The 18870-nt window shown below is 68.3% G+C and carries 13 protein-coding genes and 1 other RNA gene; 9 read left to right on the top strand and 5 right to left on the bottom strand.

What is annotated here, in order from left to right; genetic code table 11:
• Positions 1 to 44 precede the first annotated feature (44 nt).
• The 6 genes from hpt (at position 45) to treY (ending at position 10219) form a co-directional block, all read left to right on the top strand.
• Positions 45 to 563, top strand: coding sequence for a hypoxanthine phosphoribosyltransferase (hpt, locus tag DFW101_RS06100; protein WP_009180640.1), 519 nt, complete (start codon positions 45 to 47; stop codon positions 561 to 563).
• A 61-nt stretch (positions 564 to 624) separates the two neighbouring features.
• Positions 625 to 1641: a DUF3426 domain-containing protein gene (locus DFW101_RS06095; RefSeq protein WP_009180639.1), complete on the top strand. Its 1017-nt coding sequence runs from the start codon at positions 625 to 627 to the stop codon at positions 1639 to 1641.
• 1 nt (position 1642) lies between these two features.
• Positions 1643 to 2986, top strand: coding sequence for a DNA repair protein RadA (gene radA / locus DFW101_RS06090; protein ID WP_009180638.1), 1344 nt, complete (start codon positions 1643 to 1645; stop codon positions 2984 to 2986).
• Positions 2987 to 3120: 134 nt separating this feature from the next.
• Positions 3121 to 4980, top strand: coding sequence for a malto-oligosyltrehalose trehalohydrolase (treZ, locus tag DFW101_RS06085; RefSeq protein WP_009180637.1), 1860 nt, complete (start codon positions 3121 to 3123; stop codon positions 4978 to 4980).
• Positions 4977 to 7403 (top strand): DUF3536 domain-containing protein, encoded by a 2427-nt coding sequence (locus DFW101_RS06080; RefSeq protein WP_009180636.1) that lies wholly within the window; start codon positions 4977 to 4979, stop codon positions 7401 to 7403. The genes treZ and DFW101_RS06080 overlap by 4 nt, the downstream gene beginning before the upstream one ends.
• Positions 7400 to 10219, top strand: a complete 2820-nt coding sequence (gene treY / locus DFW101_RS06075) for a malto-oligosyltrehalose synthase (RefSeq protein ID WP_009180635.1) — start codon at positions 7400 to 7402, stop codon at positions 10217 to 10219. Before DFW101_RS06080 ends, treY begins: the two co-directional genes overlap by 4 nt.
• Positions 10220 to 10290: 71 nt before the next feature.
• Here the strand turns inward: treY and DFW101_RS06070 are convergent, their stop codons facing one another.
• The 4 genes from DFW101_RS06070 to rnpB all read right to left on the bottom strand — a co-directional run bounded on the left by DFW101_RS06070 (position 10291) and on the right by rnpB (position 14414).
• Positions 10291 to 11010, bottom strand: coding sequence for an MBL fold metallo-hydrolase (locus DFW101_RS06070; RefSeq protein WP_009180634.1), 720 nt, complete (start codon positions 11008 to 11010; stop codon positions 10291 to 10293).
• 76 nt (positions 11011 to 11086) lie between these two features.
• On the bottom strand, positions 11087 to 12544 hold the full coding sequence (gene cysS / locus DFW101_RS06065; protein WP_009180633.1) for a cysteine--tRNA ligase: 1458 nt from the start codon (positions 12542 to 12544) through the stop codon (positions 11087 to 11089).
• Between the two features lie 262 nt (positions 12545 to 12806).
• The gene (gene ispD, locus DFW101_RS06060) at positions 12807 to 14018 is read right to left on the bottom strand and encodes a 2-C-methyl-D-erythritol 4-phosphate cytidylyltransferase (RefSeq protein WP_009180632.1); all 1212 of its coding nucleotides are present in this window, start codon (positions 14016 to 14018) and stop codon (positions 12807 to 12809) included.
• Between the two features lie 29 nt (positions 14019 to 14047).
• Positions 14048 to 14414: RNase P RNA component class A (rnpB, locus tag DFW101_RS18770), an RNA gene on the bottom strand.
• 154 nt (positions 14415 to 14568) lie between these two features.
• On the opposite strand from rnpB, the gene DFW101_RS06055 reads away from it, so the two are divergent.
• The 3 genes from DFW101_RS06055 to DFW101_RS18635 all read left to right on the top strand — a co-directional run bounded on the left by DFW101_RS06055 (position 14569) and on the right by DFW101_RS18635 (position 18072).
• The gene (locus DFW101_RS06055) at positions 14569 to 14976 is read left to right on the top strand and encodes a surface-adhesin E family protein (protein WP_009180631.1); all 408 of its coding nucleotides are present in this window, start codon (positions 14569 to 14571) and stop codon (positions 14974 to 14976) included.
• 32 nt (positions 14977 to 15008) lie between these two features.
• Positions 15009 to 15752, top strand: coding sequence for a DUF547 domain-containing protein (locus tag DFW101_RS06050; protein WP_009180630.1), 744 nt, complete (start codon positions 15009 to 15011; stop codon positions 15750 to 15752).
• A 403-nt stretch (positions 15753 to 16155) separates the two neighbouring features.
• The gene (locus DFW101_RS18635; protein ID WP_009180629.1) at positions 16156 to 18072 is read left to right on the top strand and encodes a glycosyltransferase; all 1917 of its coding nucleotides are present in this window, start codon (positions 16156 to 16158) and stop codon (positions 18070 to 18072) included.
• On the opposite strand, the gene DFW101_RS06040 is transcribed toward DFW101_RS18635, so the two are convergent.
• Positions 18054 to 18578: a rhodanese-like domain-containing protein gene (locus DFW101_RS06040; protein ID WP_009180628.1), complete on the bottom strand. Its 525-nt coding sequence runs from the start codon at positions 18576 to 18578 to the stop codon at positions 18054 to 18056. The two genes, DFW101_RS18635 and DFW101_RS06040, sit on opposite strands and share 19 nt — an antisense overlap.
• Positions 18579 to 18870 lie beyond the last annotated feature (292 nt).

Raw genomic sequence — 18870 nt, 5'->3', positions numbered from 1 at the left:
GAAAAACCGGTTTCAACCCGAACGGGCCTTTACTGCGGGGAGACATGTCGGAAACGTTGCGCGAAGTGTATGGCGAAGCGGCCATCAAGGCCCGGGTGGCCGAACTCGGCCGCGAAGTGTCGGCCGCCTATGCCGGCCGGGACGTGGTGCTGGTCGGGGTGCTGAAGGGCGCGTTGCCTTTCATGGCCGACCTGCTGCGGGCCCTGGATTTCTGTCCCACCCTCGATTTCGTGCGCGTGGCCAGCTACGGGGGCGGGACCGCGCCCGGGGAGCTGCGCTTTCTCATGGACATCGAGACCGATATCGCCGGCCGGGATGTGCTCCTGGTGGAAGACATCGTGGACACGGGCCGGACCCTGGCCTATCTTCTCACGATGCTGTCGCGGCGAAACCCGGCCAGTCTCAAGGTCTGCACGTTTCTGGACAAGCCCTACCGCCGGGAGGCGGACGTGGCCGTGGATTTCGTCGGTTTTTCGGCGCCGCCTGTCTTCCTGGTCGGCTACGGCATGGACATCGGGGAGCGGTTGCGGCGGCTTCGCGGCGTGTACGAATTGGTTCGGTAGCAAACGGCCCTTTCTTTGCATCGGTGTGCCCAAAACCGCAACCGGCGTGAGATCAAGCACCATGATTGTACAATGCCCGAATTGCCACTCCAAGTTCAAGCTGCCAGGTGACAAGGTCGTCGCGGCCGGAACCAGGCTGCGGTGCGGCAAGTGCCGCACCGTCTTCCTCGTCGATCCCCCGGCCCCGGCCCCAGCCACTGGCGGCGGGCTGACGGATTTCGATTTCCCGGACGATCTGGACCAGACGCCGCCCGGGCCGGCCACGGCCCCTGCGGCCGCGCCACGGGCCAGGGCCCTCGAAGACGACGTGCCGCCGGACCTTTTCCATTCCGAGACCTACGAGGGGTCGGCCCCGGGCGGGGAGGACGAGGACCGCGACGACCGTCCGGTCAAGCCGGGCTTCAGCCTCGACGACGTGGCCAACCTGCCGCTGCCGGGCAGCGGGGTGTCAAAAGAACGCCGCCGCCGTGTCGTGATTCTTGTCACCGCCGTCATCCTGGTGCTGGCCGGCACCGTGGCGGCCGTGCACTTCCTCGACCTGTGGCCCGGCAAGAAGCCGGCCACCGTGGCCGCGCCGCCCGCGGCCACGGCTCCGGCTCCCGGCGCGGCGGCTCCGGCCGAAAAGGCCGCCGCGCCGGCGGAAAAGGCCGCCCCGGCCGCGCCCAAGCCCGAGGAAACGGCCAAGGTCAAGGACATCATGCTCCAGAATGTCCGCCAGTACTACGTTTCCAACGAAAAGGCCGGGCAGCTGTTCGTCATCGAGGGCAAGGCCGTCAACAATTTCAAGACGCCCAAGGAAATGATCCGGCTCGAAGCCACACTCTTTGACGAGAAGGGCGGCTCCCTGGCCGCCCAGGAAGACCTGGCCGGCAACACGGTCTCGCTCTTCCAGCTCCAGGTCATGACCCGCGACGAGCTCAAAAACGCGCTGGCCTCGCAAGTCGGTGTTCTCACCAACAACACCAACATCGCCCCGGGCGGGGAAGCGCCCTTCATGGTCGTCTTTTTCGATCCCCCGGAAACGGTCAAGGAGTTCGGCGTCAAGGTCATCGACGTCAAGGACCCGCCCCGGCAGTAGCATGGCGACCAAGCCCAAGCGGGTGTTTACCTGCACCGAGTGCGGCGGCGTCTCGCCCACCTGGCGGGGGCAGTGTCCCCGGTGCGGGGTCTGGAACACCCTGGTCGAGTCCGTGGCCGGGGCCGGCCGCAAGGGCCATTCCCTGGGCGAGCCGTCCGGCGTGCCCGTCCCCCTCGGCAGCCACCCCAACGAGGACTTCCGGCCCTTTCCCACGGCCTTTTCCGGCCTGGACCGCGTCCTTGGCGGCGGGCTTACCCCCGGCGGGGCCGTGCTCCTCGGCGGGGAGCCGGGCATCGGCAAATCCACGCTCCTGCTCCAACTGGCCGGACTCGCCGCCGTGGCCGGCCGCCGGGTGGTCTACCTCTCGGCCGAGGAATCGCTTCCCCAGCTCAAGGCCCGGGCCGAGCGCCTGGGCGTCCTGCACGAGGGGCTCCTTGCCGCCTCGACCACGGACGCCGGCGCGGCCGTGGACGTCCTGGGTGCGACCCCGGCCCCGGATCTGGTCATCGTGGATTCGGTCCAGACCATGCACATGGCCGGCATCGAGGGCGCGGCCGGGTCGGTGTCCCAGGTCCGGTCCGTGGCCGCGGCCTGCGTGGAGGCGGCCAAGCGGGGACAGGCCTGCCTGGTCCTGGTCGGGCATGTCACCAAGGAGGGCCAGATCGCGGGCCCGAAGCTCCTCGAGCACATGGTCGACACGGTCCTGTACCTCGAAGGGGAGCGCCGCCACCTGTTCCGGATCTTGCGGGTCCTTAAAAACCGCTACGGCCCGACCGACGAACTCCTCGTCATGGAAATGCGCGAGGCGGGCCTGATCGAAGTGCCCGACCCTTCCACCTTTTTCCTGGGCGACCGGGACCCGGCCGTGTCCGGCTCGGCCGTGGTCATGGCAGTGGAGGGGCGGCGCCCCTTTGCCGTGGAGGCGCAGGCCCTGGCCGCCAAGTCGTTTCTGTCCGTGCCGCGCCGGGCGGCCCTTGGCCTCGACGTCGGCCGCCTGCATTTGCTGCTCGCGGTCCTCGAAAAGCGCCTGCGCCTGAACCTCGGCCAGGCCGACATCTACGCCAAGATCGGCGGCGGGCTGAAAATCCAGGACCCAGGCCTCGATCTCGGCATTGCCGCAGCCGTGCTGTCGTCTTTTTACGACAGGCCCCTGCCCGCGGGCGCGGTCTTCTGGGGCGAGGTGGACCTGTCCGGCCGCATCCGGCCCGTGGCCGCCCACGACACCCGCCTGAAGCAGGCCGAGCGCCTGGGCTACGGCCCGGTCCTGTGCCCGAGCGCCGGCAGCCTCGGTCCCGACGTCGACAACCTCTCCGACCTTTCCCGCTTCCTTTTTTCGAAATCCTAGCCGTCGCCGGCCCGCCGGCCCGGCAATCCGTCCGGCCTCGGACGCTTCCTCTTTGCCAAAACGTCAGGTTGGCCGGCCGATTTTTTGCTTTCCGGCGTTTGACCCTGGCCGATGTTTGCTGCATACAAGCAAGTATGCAGCGAATTTTTCCATGGTCGTTGCCGGTCGGCCCCCAAAGAACCGGCCCTGATTCCTGGCTTTTCACGGTGTGGGCTCCGAGCCGCCAGCGGGTTTCCCTGTTTTTTCCCGAAACCGGCCGGGAAATGGCCATGGAGCCGCTTGCGGGCGGATTTTTCAGGGCCGAGGCCGCGGACCTGCCGGCCGGCGCCCGTTACCTGTTCGATCTCGACGGGACCATTCGCCGGCCCGACCCGGCCTCGCGCCACCAGCCCGACGACGTCCACGGCCCCTCGGCCCTGGTCGACACCGCCGGTTTCGACTGGACCGACGGCCGATTCGTGCCGCCGCCGCCCGACCGCCGGGTCTATTACGAAATCCATGTCGGCACCTTCACGCCGGAGGGAACCTTCGAGGCCGCAATCGACCGGCTGGACCATCTGGCCGGCCTGGGCGTCACCTGCCTGGAACTCATGCCCGTGGCCCAGTTCCCGGGGTGCCGCAACTGGGGCTACGACGGGGTCTATCCCTTTGCCCCGGCCGCCTGCTACGGCGGGGCCCCGGGCCTGGCCCGGCTGGTCGACGCCTGCCACGCCCGGGGCCTGGCCGTGGTTCTGGACGTGGTCTACAACCACCTCGGCCCGGAAGGGAACTACCTGCGCGATTTCGGCCCCTATTTCACGGACCGCTACCGCACGCCCTGGGGGGACGCGCTCAATTTCGACGGTCCCGGCAGCGGGGCGGTCCGGTCGTTTTTCATCCAGAACGCCCTCTATTGGCTGCGCGAATTCCACATCGACGGCCTGCGCCTGGACGCCGTGCACGCCATCATGGACCAGAGCCCGCTCCACCTCGTGGCCGAGCTGGCCGCATCCACGGCCGCCTTCGAGGCGGCAACCGGCCGGCGGACGTTCCTTGTGGCCGAATCCCACCAGAACAACCCGGCCCTCGTCACCGAAGCCGCGGCCGGCGGCCTGGGCCTCGACGCGGTCTGGAACGACGATTTCCACCACGCGGTCCACGCCTGGCTGACCGGCGAGCGGGGCGGGTATTACGCCGACTACGGCAGCCGCGAGGACGTGATCGCGGCCGCGGCCGAAGGTTTTGTCTACGCCGGCCGGTATTCCTCATTTTTCGGCCACGTGCGCGGCCTGTCCGCCGCCCACCTGCCGGCCGACCGCTGCGTCAATTGCCTCCAGAACCACGACCAGGTCGGCAACCGGGCCAGGGGCGAGCGGCTGGTGTCCCTCGTCGGCCGGCCGACGGCCCGGGTGGCGGCCGCGCTGCTCCTCCTGTCGCCGGGGGCGCCGCTTTTGTTCATGGGCGAGGAGTGGGGCGAGGACCGGCCGTTTCTCTACTACATAAGCCACCTCGACCCGGATCTGGTCGAGGCCGTGCGCCGGGGCCGCAAGCGGGAATTCGCCGCCTTCCGCTGGCAGGGCGAACCTCCCGATCCCTTTGCCGCGGAAACCTTCGAGGCCAGCCGGCCCGACTGGGCCAAAAAGGACGACCCGGAACACGCCGGCCTGCTCGCCTGGTACCGGGAACTGCTGGCTTTGCGGGCGGGCAGTCCCGCCCTTCGGGAGACGTGCCGGCGGATGACGCGCCTTTGGCCCCTGGATGCCGGCCTGGGGCTCGCCATGGAGCGCCGGGGCGAGGACGGGCGCATCCTGTGCCTGTTCAATGCCGGCCGGCGCCCGGTCCGGGCCAAGGTCGGCACGGACGGCCCGCCTGTGGCCTACGCCCGCCTGTTCGACTCGGCTGAGGAGCGTTTTGGAGGAAGGGGCGGCTTTGCCCCGCAACGCATGGAAACCATGCTCTCCCTGCCACCGTTTTCCGTCGTGCTTTACAAACGCGAAAAGGGGACATCGATATGAGCCGCTACATCTGCATTCACGGTCATTTCTATCAGCCGCCCCGCGAGAATCCCTGGCTGGAGGAAGTGGAAACCCAGGATTCGGCCCACCCCTTCCACGACTGGAACGAGCGGATCAACGCCGAATGCTACGGCCCCAACTCCGGCTCCCGCATCCTGGACGGCGAAGGCCGCATCGTGGATATCGTCAACAACTATTCGAAGATCAGCTTCAATTTCGGCCCGACGCTGCTCTCCTGGATGCAGCGCCACCACCCCAAGCTCCACCAGGCCATCATCGACGCGGACAAGCTGTCCATGGAGCGCTTCGACGGCCATGGCTCCGCCATTGCCCAGGCGTTTAGCCACCTGATCATGCCCCTTGCCAGCCGGCGCGACAAGATCACGCAGGTCAAATGGGGCGTGGCCGATTTCCGCCGGCGCTTCGGCCGCGATCCCGAGGGCATGTGGCTGCCGGAGACGGCCGTGGACATGGAGACGCTTGGCATCCTGGCCGACGCCGGCCTCAAGTTCACCATCCTGGCCCCACGCCAGGCCTCCCGGGTGCGGGACCTGCGAAGCGAGGATTGGATCGACGTCTCGGGCGGCCATGTGGATCCCACCACGCCCTATCGCGTGCGCCTGCCCGACGGACGCGACTTCAACGTCTTTTTCTACGACGGCCCCATTTCCCAGGAGCTGGCTTTTGGCGACATGCTGGCCAAGGGCGAATCCTTCCACGCCCGGCTCATGGCCGCCTTTGGCGCCGTCGGCCGCGACTGGCCCCAGATCGTGCACATCGCCACTGACGGCGAGACTTACGGCCACCACCACAGCTACGGCGAAATGGCGCTGACCTATTGCCTGGCCCTGATCGAATCCGATCCGTCGGTCGAGCTCATCAACTACGCCGCCTATCTGGACCGGCACCCGCCCCGGTTCGAAGCGGAGATCTTCGACAATTCCTCCTGGAGCTGCATCCATGGCGTGGAGCGGTGGAAGGCCGACTGCGGCTGCAATTCCGGCATGCACGGGGGCTGGCACCAGAAGTGGCGGGGGCCCCTTCGCGACGCCATGAACTGGCTGCGGGACCGGTGCGTGGAGATCCACGGCCGCATGGGGCACCAGTACTTCAAGGATATCTGGGAAGCGCGGGACGCCTATATCGAGGTCCTAAACGACCGGTCCGACGAGAACGTGTCCCGGTTCCTGGCCGACTGGCAGCACCACGCCCTGTCCGACCAGGAAAAGGTCATGGCCCTCAAACTCCTCGAACTCCAGCGCTACGCCCTCCTCAACTTCACCAGCTGCGGCTGGTTTTTCGACGAGATATCCGGCATCGAGACGGTCCAGATCCTCCAGTATGCGGCCCGGACCATCCAGCTGGCCGAGGAGATCGACGGCAGCCGGCTCGATGAGTCCTTCAAGGAGATCCTGGCCAAGGCCCCAAGCAACGTCCTGGCCTCGGGACTCGAGGCCTATGAAAAGTACGCCAAGCCGGCGGCCGTGGATCTCATGCGGGTGGGGGCCCACTACGCCATGTCGTCGCTGTTCGAGGAGTACGACGAGCACTACGAGTACGGCTGCTACCGCGTCCTTGGCGAGAACCTCGAACGCCAGAGCGCCGGCCGGGCCCAGATGCTGACCGGCCGGGCCAGGATCGAATCCACGGTCACCCGCGAAGCCCTGGACGCCAGCTTCGCCGTGGTCCATGCCGGCGGCCAGAACCTGACCTGCGGCTTGCGGCCGTACCGGGACGAGGAGAGCTTCGCCGCCATGGCCGCCGACGTGCGCCAGGCGTTCGAACGCGGAGACATGGCCGAGACCGTCCGGACCATGGACGCGCACTTCGAGAACAACACCTTCTCCATCTGGCACCTCTTCCGCGACGAGCAGCGCAAGGTGGTCTCGGAAGTCCTGGCTCCGGAGTTCCAGAACGCCGAGGCCATGTACCGCCAGATCTTCGAGACCAACTACCCCATCCTCTCCCTGCTCCAGTGGATTTCCATGCCCATCCCCCGGCACTTCCTGGAGGCCGCGGTCTTTATCGTCGAAACCGACATCAAGCGGCTTTTGAGCGGCGACGAAATCGACCTGGCCAAATTCGACGAGCGCATCCAGGACGCGCAGCGTTTCGGCCTGGCCCTGGACTACGACACGCTGGGGCTCGAGGGCGCGGAATGGATCAACCGGCGGCTCGAGGCCTTTGGCGAGGACCATGAGAACATGGCCATCCTGGCCAGCGTGAAGGAGGCCCTGGACCGTCTCAACAGACTGCCCATGGGCCTCAACCTGTGGAAGGCCCAGAACGTGGTGTTCGAGCTGTCGCGGTGCTGCTACGCGCAAAAGCGCGACGCCGCCGCCTCGGGCGACGAAACGGCCAAGGAATGGTTGGACCTCTTTGCCACCGTGGCGGCGGCCCTCAATGTGAGGTTGCCGGAATGACCGCCCCGGTTTCCACGTACCGCCTGCAATTCACCAGGGACTTCACGTTCGCCCAGTGCGGCAAGGTCCTTGATTACCTCGCGGCCCTCGGCGTGTCCCACATCTACGCCTCCCCGATCTTCCGGGCCAGGGCCGGATCGACCCACGGCTACGACGTGTGCGACCACCAGGAGATCAATCCCGAGCTCGGCGGCGAGGAGGCCTTTCGCACCCTCGCCGCCGCGGCCCGGGAGCGGGGCCTGGGCTGGATCCAGGACATCGTGCCCAACCACATGGCCGTTTCGGGGGACAACAAGATCCTGGTGGACGTGCTGGAAAACGGCACGTCGTCGCGGTACTACCACTACTTCGACATCGACTGGGACCACCCCTACGAGAGCATCAAGGGCCGGATGCTGGCCCCGTTTCTCGGCAACTTCTACGGCACCACCCTCGAAAACGGGGAAATCGCCATAGCCTTTGATGCGGAAGGCTTTTCCGTGCGCTACTACGACCTCCGCTTTCCGCTGCGCGTGGATTCCTACATCCGCATCCTGACCCTTGGCCTCGACAAACTGCGCCAGAAGATCGGACGCAATTCGCCCGACTACATAAAGCTCCTCGGCATCCTCTACACCATCAAGTCCCTGCCGGCCGACGATCCCCAGGTCGACCGGTACGACCAGATCTTTTTCATCAAACAGATGCTTTTCGAGCTGTCCGAAACGAGCGGCCCGGTGCGCGAGCACATCCAGGCCAATCTGGCCCGGGTCAACGGCACGGATGCGGCCGAGGAGGTGGCCGACCGGCGGGCCCTGCTCGAAAGCATCCTGGCCGAGCAGTATTTCCGCCTGTCCTACTGGAAGGTGGCCGGGGACGAGATCAACTACCGCCGTTTTTTTTCCATAAACGACCTGATCTCCCTGCGGGTGGAGGACGAGGCGGTCTTCCGCCATTCCCACGCCAAGATCCTGGAACTGGTCAAGGAAGGGGCTTTCGGCGGGCTGCGGGTGGACCATATCGACGGCCTCTACGATCCCTCGCGCTACCTGCGCCGGCTGCGCGAGGCCATCAGCGATGCCTACCTGGTGGTGGAAAAGATCTGCATCGGCGACGAGCCCCTGCCGGCCTTCTGGCCCGTGGCCGGGTCCACGGGCTACGGCTTCATGAACGCCGTGTGCCGGCTCTTTGTGGACGGGGCCCAGGAAAAGGCCTTCGACCGCCTGTATGCCGGATTCACGGGCCGCCGCCAGAAGGCCGAGGACGTGGTGGTCTGGAAAAAACGGCGCATCATCGAAACCCACATGTTCGGGGACGTGGAGAACATGGCCAGGCTCATAAACGCCGTCTCCAGCCTCGACCGCCAGGGGTTCGACATCACGCTGCGCTCGACCAAGCGGGCCCTGACCGAGGTCCTGGCCCATTTCCCGGTCTACCGGACCTACATCTCCCAGGAGGTGATCCGGCCCGTGGACATCACCTACGTGCGCACGGCCGTGCGCCGGGCCAAGCGCCACAACACCGACCTGGCCTATGAGCTGGATTTCCTCGAACGGTTCCTGCTCCTGCAGTACGACGAACACTTGAGCGAAGAGAAAAAGACCCAGTGGACCCGGTTCGCCATGCGCTTCCAGCAGGTGACCGGGCCGCTCATGGCCAAGGGCGTGGAGGACACGGCGTTTTATGTCTTAAACCGCCTGCTGTGCTTAAACGAGGTCGGCGGCGAACCCGACGCCTTCGGGCTTTCGGCCGAGGACTTTCACGCCACCATGGCCGAGCGGGCCACGAAGTGGCCGGCCGCCATGAACGCCACCGCCACCCACGACACCAAGCGCGGCGAGGACGCCCGGCTTCGCCTGGCCGCCCTGTCCGAACTGCCCGACGCCTGGCGCGCGGCCCTGGCCGGATTTTCCCGACAGAACCAGCGGCGCAAGGCCCGGACCGACGGCAAGGCCGTGCCGGACAAAAACGACGAGTACATGCTCTACCAGACCCTGCTCGCCCACTATCCGGACACCGCCGACGACCTGCCGGGGTTCGGGGAGCGACTTTCCGCCTTTCTGGTCAAGGCTGTCCGCGAGGGCAAGGAACAGTCCACCTGGCTGAACCCGAACCTGGCGTACGAAAAGGCGCTCACGGACTTTGCCGCCAAGCTGTTGCGCGACACCCCCAAAAACGCCTTTCTGGCGGAATTTTTGCCGCTGTGCCGCCGGGTCACGGAAATCGGCTATTCCTATTCCCTGGCCCAGACCCTGCTGAAGCTCACCTGTCCGGGCACGCCGGACATCTTCCAGGGCACCGAGGGCTGGGACCTGTCCTTTGTCGATCCGGACAACCGCCGGCCCGTGGATTTCACGGCCCGGGCGGCAGCCCTGGCCGCCCTCGGCAAGGCCTTTGCCAAGGACCCGGCCGCCCTTTGCCGCAAGCTTCTCGAAGCGCCAAACGACGGGCGCGTCAAGCTTTTCACCCTGTGGCGAGGACTTTCCGCCCGGCGCGAAAATCCGGAACTCTTCACCGCCGGGGCCTATCAGGCCGCGTCCTTTGCCGGCGAGCGGACCGGGCACGTGTTCGGCTTCTGGCGCACCTTCGAGAACCAGGCGGCCCTGACCGTCCTGCCCCGGCGCATCGCCGCCCTGACCGGGCCCGGCGTACCGTTCGTCCTTGGCGAGTCCTGGGAGCAGACCCGGCTGGCCGGGGCTCCCGCCGGGCTGGTCACCCTGACCGACGCCATCACCGGCCGGGAACACGCCTGCGCCTCGTGCTACCTGAAAGACGTGCTGCGGGATTTTCCGGTGGCCTTGCTCATTGCCAAGGTCAGGCCCGAGGAAACGGTCTAGCCGTCTTTACCGGAAAACGGCCCAGTCGGTTGGTCCGCAAACCGGCCAAGCCGGGTGGTCCGAAAAATGGTCTAGCCGCTCAGGGTGAAGACGTCGCCCGGCCGGGCGTAGCGGAAGAGAGTGGTGCCCGGACGGGCCAGCCGGCCGGCGAACTGGTCGACATAGCGGGTGTGGCCGCCAAGATGCATGGGCACGAAGACCCGGGGCGCCACCGCCTCCACGAACTGCGGGGCCCCGGACAGGCTCGGCAGTCTCGGGTCCATGTTGGAAAAGGCCACGTCCACCGGCCGGCCGGCGATCCGCCTGAGGGCCCGCCGCCAGGACATGCCGACAGCCCGGGCCGCGGCCGGCGACTGCCCGGGCCAGTCCCAAAGGGCCAGATCCCCGCCGAAATAAACTGACAGTCCGTCGGCCTCGATCCGGTAGGCCAATCCCATGTCGTTGCTCTCCAGGCCCTCCACCCGAAGATCCCCGACCTGGCGGACGTCGTCCGGCTCCAGGACCACGGTTTCCGGCGGCAGCCGGTCGCCGTAGAGGTCGGCCACGTCGTCTGCGACCACGAACCGGCGCGAGGCGGCCGTGGCCGTGGCCGCGGCCATGTCCGGATCGAAGTGGTCGTCGTGGCTGTGGGAGGCGAAGACGGTCAGGTCGGCGCCGGCAATGCGGGAAGCGGCGACTTTGGCCGCCGCTTCCGGAAGATAGTTCGGGGCAGGGTAGTCGAAGAGCAGGGTGCGCCCGCCGACGAGCAGAAAGAAGCAGTCGTGCTGGATGTAGACGATGCGCGCCGGCATGGCTCCTCCGGTCGGCCGTCGCGGGCCGTCAGGCCGCCCGGCTACGCCGGACGGGACTGGGCGGCATAGGGACGGGTCAGGCCACGTCCCACTGGGGGCCGGCGGGGGTGTCCATGACCGTGACGCCAAGGCCGGCCAGTTCGTCGCGGATGGCGTCGGAGCGGGCGAAGTCCTTGGTCTTCCTGGCTTCCTGGCGTTCGGCCACAAGGCCGTCCACCCGGGCGGCGTCGATGCCCAGGCGGGCCAGCCGGCTGGCTTTGAGCTCGGCCAGGAATTCCCGGCTGTCCCGGCCGAAGACGCCGAGGATGCCGGACCAGGTGTCCAGGTCGGCCAGGATGCGGCCCAGGGCCTCGGCCGCCTCGCGGCTTTTGGCCAGCGTCTTGTCGTCCAGGACCCGGCCGGCCAGCCGGACGAGCCCAAAGACGTGGCCGATGGCCTGGGCGGTGTTCAGGTCGTCGTCCATGGCGCCGGTGAAGCCCTCTTCGAGCTTGTTGAGCTCCTGGCCGATCTCCGGGGGAAGTTTGGTCTCGGACCACTTGGCCCGGGTGAGCGCCTGCTCCATCTGGCCCTTGGCCGCGTAGATGCGCTTGATGCCCTTTTCCGCCTCGTCGAGGGCCTGGTCGGAATAGTCAAGCGGGCTTCGGTAGTGGGAGGACACCAGGAAAAAACGCAGCACTTCCGGTAAGTAGCGCTCGTAAATGGTCCGGATGGTGACGAAGTTGCCAAGGGACTTGGACATCTTCTCGGTGTTGATGCGCACGAAGCCGTTGTGGACCCAGAACCGGCAGAAGTCGCTGCCGGTGGCGGCCTCGCTCTGGGCGATCTCGTTTTCGTGGTGCGGGAAGATGAGGTCCTGGCCGCCGCCGTGGATGTCGATGGGAATCCCGAGCAGCTTTTCGCTCATGACCGAGCACTCCAGGTGCCAGCCCGGCCGGCCCGGGCCGAACGGGCTGTCCCAGACCGGCTCGCCGGGCTTGGACGCCTTCCACAGGGCGAAATCCAGCGGGTCTTCCTTTTCCTCGCCCGGGGCGACCCGGGCCCCGGAGCGCATGTCTTCGACGTCCCGGCCGGACAACTTGCCGTAGCCGTCGAAGGAGCGGACCCGGAAATAGACATCCCCGGAGGGAGTGCGGTAGGCGTGGCCGTTTTCGATCAGGCGCGCGGCCATGTCCGCCATTTCGGCGATGTATTCCGTGGCCCGGGGCTCGGCGTCGGCCCGCAGGATGCCGAGCCGGTCCATGTCCTCGTAAAAGGCCGCGATATAACGCTCGGCGATCTCGGCGGACGTCGCCCCCTCGCTGTTGGCCTTCTTGATGATCTTGTCGTCCACGTCCGTGAAGTTGCGCACGAACGTGACCTCATAGCCGAGATGGCGCAGATAGCGCACGAGCACATCGAAGACGACCGACGAGCGGGCATGGCCGATATGGCACAGGTCGTAGGCGGTGATTCCGCAGACATACATGGCCACCTTGCCGGGCAGGCGGGAAACGAAGGGCTCCTTGCCCCGGGCCATGGTATTGAAAAGCTGCATGCCAAGCCTCCGGTGAGAAAAGTCCCCACCCTTTGCAAAGCGCGTTCATAAAGTCAAGCCGGGGGGAGGAAACCCCTTTTTGCAAAAAGGGGTTTCCTCCCCCCGGACCCCCCGCTTTCCCCAAAAACTCTTCAAGGGTCGGGTGGTCTTCCGTCGCACAGCCGCTTCCGGCCACCGCCCCACCCGCTTACCCATCCCCGCGCCCTTGTTCGGGTGGGTCCGGGAGGGGGTGACCCCCTCCCGGCCGCCGGAGGCCTCGTTTCTATTTTGCTGCGGCATGCCGCCAGCCGGTGACCAGGGCCACGGCCTTGATGCCTTTTTTCTCGCCGGTAAAGCCGAGGCCCTCTTCGGTGGTGGCCTTCAGGTTGACCTGGGACTTGTCGAGGCCGAGCAGGGCGGCCACGTTGACGCGGATGGCGTGGTTGTGGGGCGCGAGCTTGGGCACCTGGGCGATGACGGTCAGGTCCACGTGGGTGATTTCCAGGCCCCGGCTGCGGGCGAACAGCAGGGCTTCGCTCAGGAACACGCCCGAGGCCATGTTGTCGAAATCCGGGTTGGTGTCCGGGAAGAGCTGGCCGATGTCGCCGCCGCCGACGCAGCCGAGGACGGCGTCGGTCAGCGCATGGAGCAGCACGTCGCCGTCGGAGTGGGCCAGGACCTCCGGCGCGCCGAGGATGGGGAAGCCGCCGAGCTTCATGGGCCGGGCCGGCTGTTTGCCGGGCCGGGCCGGATCGGCGTAGCGGTGGACGTCGTAGCCGTAGCCGGTCACGGGAACGGCCGGGGGAAGGGTGCTTGCGAGCAAGGGCAAGTCCTCGGGATTGGTGATTTTGACGTTCTCCGGCGCGCCGGGCACGGTGTGGACGGCCTGGCCCAGGTGTTCGACCAGGCTGGCGTCGTCGGTGACGGTGAACGTCTCACCGGCGTGCTCGAAGGCGCCAAGGAGCAGGGCCACGTCAAAGCCCTGGGGGGTCTGGACCGCGACCAGGGCGCTGCGATCATGCGTTGCGACCACGGTGTCGCCGGAAACTTCCTTGATGGTGTCCGTGACGGGCAAAACCGGGATGACGGCTCTTTTCCCTTGGGCCAGGGCGTCGGCCACGCGGCCGATGAGCGCCGGATCGACAAAGGGCCGGGCCGCGTCGTGGACGAGCACACGCCGGCAGTGGGGCGGCAGGGCGGCCAGCCCGTTTCGGACCGAATCCTGGCGGCGGGCGCCCCCGGGGGCCGTCAGCACCGGCACGCCGGGATGGCGGGTGGCGATAAGCGCCTCCAGTTCGGCCCCGGCCGTCTCGAGGTCGTCCGGGGGGAAGACCACCACAATGCCGGCCACGGCCGGGCACCGGGCAAAGGCGGTCAGGGCGCGCCAGTAGAGCGGGCGGCCGTCCAGTCGCAGGAACTGCTTCTTGACGCCGCACGAAGCGGCGGCCAGCCGGGTGCCGGACCCGGCGGCGAGCAGCACGGTCCAAACGGACACGGGGCATCCTTTGGTTAGGAGATGAAAAAAAGGGGAGTCGGCCGATAAGCCGGGTTTTGTTCCCCGGAAATTCCGGGGCGGCCATCATTCCTCTAGGACCGCGATTACCCGCGGCCTCAAGCAACCTACCCGAGGGCACGGCCGGGCCGGCCTTGGCGCCCTCCTATTTGGTCTTGCTCCGAACGGGGCTTGCCGAGCTTGCCGCGTCACCGCGGCAACTGGTGGGCTCTTACCCCACCGTTTCACCCTTACCCGCGCCCGAAGGCGCGGGCGGTCTGCTTTCTGTGGCGCTCTCCCGGGATCGCTCCCGCTGGGCGTTACCCAGCGTCCTGCCCTGTGGAGCCCGGACTTTCCTCCCCGGACGTTGCCGTCCGCGACGATGGCCTGTCCGACTCCCCGATCCACCATAAGGTCCTTTGCCCGGTCCGTCAAAGGGCCCCGGGAATGGTGAAACGGTAAGCCCTGGCCTCTTCGCCTTGTGCGGGGGCCGGCCCGGTGGTAAGAGGAAACCCTGGGAATGGCGGCGCGTTGCCGGGGAAGGGGAGAAGCCATGATGCGGGTGTGCCTGGTGCTTGCGGCGTTGCTGGCGATGGCCTGTCCGGCCCTGGCCACGGACTGGCGGTTTCTGGCCGCCCATGACGATCAGTCCGTGGCCCTCTATTATGACCGCCATTCGGTGCGCAGGACCGGCGATCTGGTCCGGGCGCGGGTCAAGCGGGTCTATGCCGAGGACGAGGGCCGCGACATCGCGGCCGAGCACGGCGTGGGCGACGTGGTGGCCTTCGTGGTGGAGCAGGTGACCCTCGATTGTCCGGGCAGGCGGCAGGCCCGGATGAGCGCGTGGTGGTACGGGAAAAACGGCAAGGTGCTCGACCGCGTGGTGGCTGCCTCCGGGATGCCGTGGCGTCCCCTGCGCCCCGGCGGCCTCGGCGAAGCCCTGTGCGAGGAACTCAATTAGCGGGTGGCGCGCCGGCCCGCCTGGGAGGGAACATGGTCCGGAACCTGGTCTTCGGCCTTGCCCTCTGCCTTAGCCTGCTGGCCGCCGCATCCGGCCGCGCCGACGATCCGGCGGCCCTCTACGCGGAGCTGCTGCGCGCAGCCGTCACGGACGGCCGCGTGGATTACAACACGCTTAAGGCCCGGGAAGGGCAACTCGACGCCTTCCTGGCCGCCCAGGCCGCCGTGGACCCGTCCGTCCTCGACCCAAACAGCCAGATCGCCTTTTACAGCAACCTCTACAACGCGGCCACGCTCAAGCTCGTCCTGACCCGCTACCCCGGCATCCGGTCCATCAAGGACGCGGGCAGCCTCTTCACGTCCCCCTGGAAACAGCCGTTCATCCATCTTGCCGGCCGGGTCGTCAGCCTCGACGACATCGAGCACGGCATCCTGCGGTCCCGCTTCCACGATCCGCGCATCCATTTCGCCGTCAACTGCGCTTCCCAAAGCTGCCCGCCCCTGGCCGCCGTGCCCTACGCCGGCCCGACCCTCGACGCCGCCCTGGACGCGGCCGCCCGGAATTTCATAAACGATCCCCGCAACACCGCGTTTAACGACGGCACGCTCCGCGTCAGCCGTATCTTCGACTGGTACGCCGACGACTTCGGCGGCGAGGCCGGGGTGTGGGACTTTCTCCGCCGCTACGCCAACCCGGACCTCGCCCGCCGGATGGACGCGGCGCCAAGTCGCAAGCTCGCCTATCAGGCCTACGACTGGTCGCTCAACGGGCAGTGATGGGGAGAGGGACGGGGAGGAAGAGGCCTCCGGCGGCCGGGGGGCGTCACGCCCCCCGGACCCCCCGAACGGGGGGGGCGGGAGTTGGGGAAGCGGGTGGGCTGGTGGTCGTTTCCGGCCACACAGGCCCGTCGCCCCGGGGACGGGGCGAGGTGGAAGGAGCATTGCAGACGGCTATGGTGCCAATAGATCGGCAGGAATTTGTTGCCACTCCATTCGGGGGGTCCGGGGGGATGATCCCCCCCGGCGGGTCCAGGGCAGAGCCCTGGCGGGGTCTGGGGCAGCGCCCCAGCGGAGAGGTCCAGGAGAGGCGGCGCCTCTCCTGGCCGCCGGAGGCCTCCTCCTCCTCGCGTTTGCCCTCCTCGGGTTGGCCCTTTGCGGGCGGTATGGGGCGGGGCGGGAGGTGTATGGGGCGTGCTGGGTCTTATCGTTTGCCGCCCTGGCCGTGTTGGTGCGGTGGTGGCCCGGGGGCTGGGGACGGGGGCGGAGCACGGCCGGCATCCTGGCGGCCGGGCTGGTCCTGCGGCTCCTTTTCGTCTGGGCCTGGCCGGCCGATTCCGACGTCAACCGCTACATCGTGGAAGGGGTCCTGCAGGCGGCCGGAGGCAATCCGTACCTGACCGCGCCGGGGGAGCCGGGACTGGCCGAGCGGCTGCCGGAGGCGGCCCGGCCGGCCCTCCCCGGGGTCAACCACAAGGAGCTCGCCGCCGCCTATCCGCCCCTGGCCGAGCTCTATTGCCGGCTGGTGGCGGCCCTCTCCCCGACGCCGCTTGGATTCAAGGCAGCGGCCGGGCTGGCGGACCTGGCCGGCTGCGCGGTCATGGCCCTGGTCCTGGCCAGGCGTGGCCTGCCGGCCTCCCTGCTGCTCTTGTGGGCTGCCAATCCCTTGGCGTTGGGCATGGCCGCCGGGGAGGGGCATCTGGACGCCCTGGTCGGACTCGGGGTGGCTCTTGGTCTTTTGGCCTTCGCCCGGGGCCGCCACGGGCTCGGATCTTTGTGCCTGGGCGCGGCCGGTATGGTGAAGTACCCGGCCCTTGTTTTGATCCCCTTTTTCCTTGATGGAAAAAACGTCGGCAAACTGTGGCCGGCCTTCGTGCCCCTGGCCCTCTTCGGCCTGTACGCCGAGGCCGGGGGGCAGCTTTTTTCCTCGCTGGCCGCCTTTGCCGGTTATCTGTCCCACGGCGGTCCGGTCGTGGCCCTGCTCCAGCCGCTCTGTGGCCGGGGCGCGCCAGCAGTGTCCCTGGTCGTGGGAGGGGTGGTCCTGGCCGGGGTGTGGCTGACGGTCCAGGACCAAAGGCGCGGCCCCCTGGCCGCCATGGCCGTGGTCCTGGCCTGCCTGCCCTCGGCCTATCCCTGGTATTTCCTGGCCCTTGTTCCCTTGTGGCTGGTGCGGCCGGACCGGTCCGTGTGGTGGCTTTTGGCCGGCCAGGGACTGGTCACGGCTCCGGCCTGGCTGCGGCCGGCCGGGCTTGGCGGCGAGGGGCTGGCCCTGGCCGCGGCCTGGATGCCCTGGGCCGGACTGGTGGTTTGGGGCTGGTACCGGCCCTGGGTGTCCGGGCCCGGGGCTGGGCCGCTCTTTGGGCCGGTGGCCGGCCTGTCCGTGGTGGTGCCGGCCCGAAACGAGGCGGCGCGCCTGGGGGCGTGCCTGGCTTCCCTGGCCGGCGCGGTCGCGGCCGGGGAGATCGTTTCGGTGGTGGTGGCCGACGGCGGCTCTGCCGATGCCACGGTGGCCGTGGCCCGGGCGGGCGGGGCGAAGGTCGTCGCGGCCGCGGGCGGCCGGGGCGGCCAGATCGCGGCCGGGGTGGCGGCCTGCGGCGGCGACGCCGTGCTGGTGCTCCATGCCGACGCCGTGTGCCGGGAGGACGTGCCCGGCCGGATCGTCCGGGCCTTCAATGCCCATCCCGCCCTGGCCGGCGGGGCGGTCGGCATGGCCTTTGCCGGCAAAGGGCCGGGGCTGGCCGCGCTCGTTGCCCTCAATGCCTGGCGCGCCCGGATGACGGGCATCAGCTTCGGCGACCAGGGCCAGTTTTTCCGCCGCCAGGCCCTCGATGGCCGGGGCGGCTTTCCGGACATGGCCCTCATGGAGGACGTGGAACTGGCCTTGCGCCTTCGCGAGGCCGGCGAGACGGTTCTTTTGGGCGGCGGACTGGCGGTTTCGGGGCGGCGGTGGGAAGGGCCCGGATTCGGGGCCAAGGTGGTCCGGGTGCTGCGGCTTTTTGCCGGCTACCTCATGGCCCGTCGCCTGGGGTGGGCCGATCCGACGGGGCGGGCCTATTATCGGCGCTACTATGGCCGGCCGCCTCACCAGACCGGGGTGTAGGCGAGCGGCGCCAGGTCCCAGGCCCTGCCGTAGACGTGGACCCGGGTGGTCGGCCGGCCGGCCGGGTCGGTGAGCGTGCCGCCGGCGTGGAGCCAGCCGAGGATGCCGCCGGCCAGGTTGGCCACCGACGGATGGCCCGGGCCGAGGTTTTGGACGAAAAGCCCGCTGCGGTAGCCGATGGTGCAGTAGGCCACGGCCACCTTGCCGGCGGCGAGCGCCGGATCGGCCCGGAAGGCCTCTTCAGTGACGGCCCCGGGCAGGGCGGACACGGCCCGTTCGGCCGGAGTGCGGATGTCGAGGGGCAAAAGCCGCCCCTGCCGCCACAGGGCCACGGCCTCTTCCGGGGCGATCCCGGGCGCGGCCGGGAAATCTTTTTGGGCCTCGGCGAAGAGTTTTTCCACCCGGGCCTTGCGGCCGGCGTCGTCGGCCGGGGGCCGGGAGCAGGCGGCGAGCAGGGCCAGCAGGCAGGCGGCGAGCGGCCATACGGGGAAGGGTGTGCGTGTCACGTCGGTTCCTTGGGATCGATTGCGGACGGTTGCCGTCACGCCTCGGGACCGCGCCGCCGCCGGCGGCAGGCGTCCGGCAGTCAGGTGCCGCCGGGCCGGCTTTTCCGGCCGGACAGGCAAAAGGCCAGCAGGCAGGCGACAAGGGCGGCCATGAGGAGCAGGTATCCCATGGCCGGCCTCTACCATCCCCGGCCGCCCGAGTCGATGGAGGGGAAGCGGGGACTGCCCCGGCCCGGCGCGCGGGGTGGGAAGCGGCGTGGGTGACAGACGCGGCGAAACGATCTATGGACGG

This window comes from Solidesulfovibrio carbinoliphilus subsp. oakridgensis (genome assembly GCF_000177215.2).
GTDB classification, from domain to species: domain Bacteria; phylum Desulfobacterota; class Desulfovibrionia; order Desulfovibrionales; family Desulfovibrionaceae; genus Solidesulfovibrio; species Solidesulfovibrio carbinoliphilus.
The sequence above is the reverse complement of the archived record's forward strand: the minus strand, read 5'-3'. Positions and strand labels throughout refer to the sequence as shown.

What these genes read in the sequence shown, in the direction of transcription:
- hpt (WP_009180640.1), top strand. Translation starts at nt 45, where the DNA reads ATGTCGGAAACGTTGCGCGAAGTGTATGGCGAAGCGGCCATCAAGGCC.
- DFW101_RS06095 (WP_009180639.1), top strand. Translation starts at nt 625, where the DNA reads ATGATTGTACAATGCCCGAATTGCCACTCCAAGTTCAAGCTGCCAGGT.
- radA (WP_009180638.1), top strand. Translation starts at nt 1,643, where the DNA reads ATGGCGACCAAGCCCAAGCGGGTGTTTACCTGCACCGAGTGCGGCGGC.
- treZ (WP_009180637.1), top strand. Translation starts at nt 3,121, where the DNA reads ATGCAGCGAATTTTTCCATGGTCGTTGCCGGTCGGCCCCCAAAGAACC.
- DFW101_RS06080 (WP_009180636.1), top strand. Translation starts at nt 4,977, where the DNA reads ATGAGCCGCTACATCTGCATTCACGGTCATTTCTATCAGCCGCCCCGC.
- treY (WP_009180635.1), top strand. Translation starts at nt 7,400, where the DNA reads ATGACCGCCCCGGTTTCCACGTACCGCCTGCAATTCACCAGGGACTTC.
- DFW101_RS06070 (WP_009180634.1), bottom strand. Translation starts at nt 11,010, where the DNA reads ATGCCGGCGCGCATCGTCTACATCCAGCACGACTGCTTCTTTCTGCTC.
- cysS (WP_009180633.1), bottom strand. Translation starts at nt 12,544, where the DNA reads ATGCAGCTTTTCAATACCATGGCCCGGGGCAAGGAGCCCTTCGTTTCC.
- DFW101_RS06055 (WP_009180631.1), top strand. Translation starts at nt 14,569, where the DNA reads ATGATGCGGGTGTGCCTGGTGCTTGCGGCGTTGCTGGCGATGGCCTGT.
- DFW101_RS06050 (WP_009180630.1), top strand. Translation starts at nt 15,009, where the DNA reads ATGGTCCGGAACCTGGTCTTCGGCCTTGCCCTCTGCCTTAGCCTGCTG.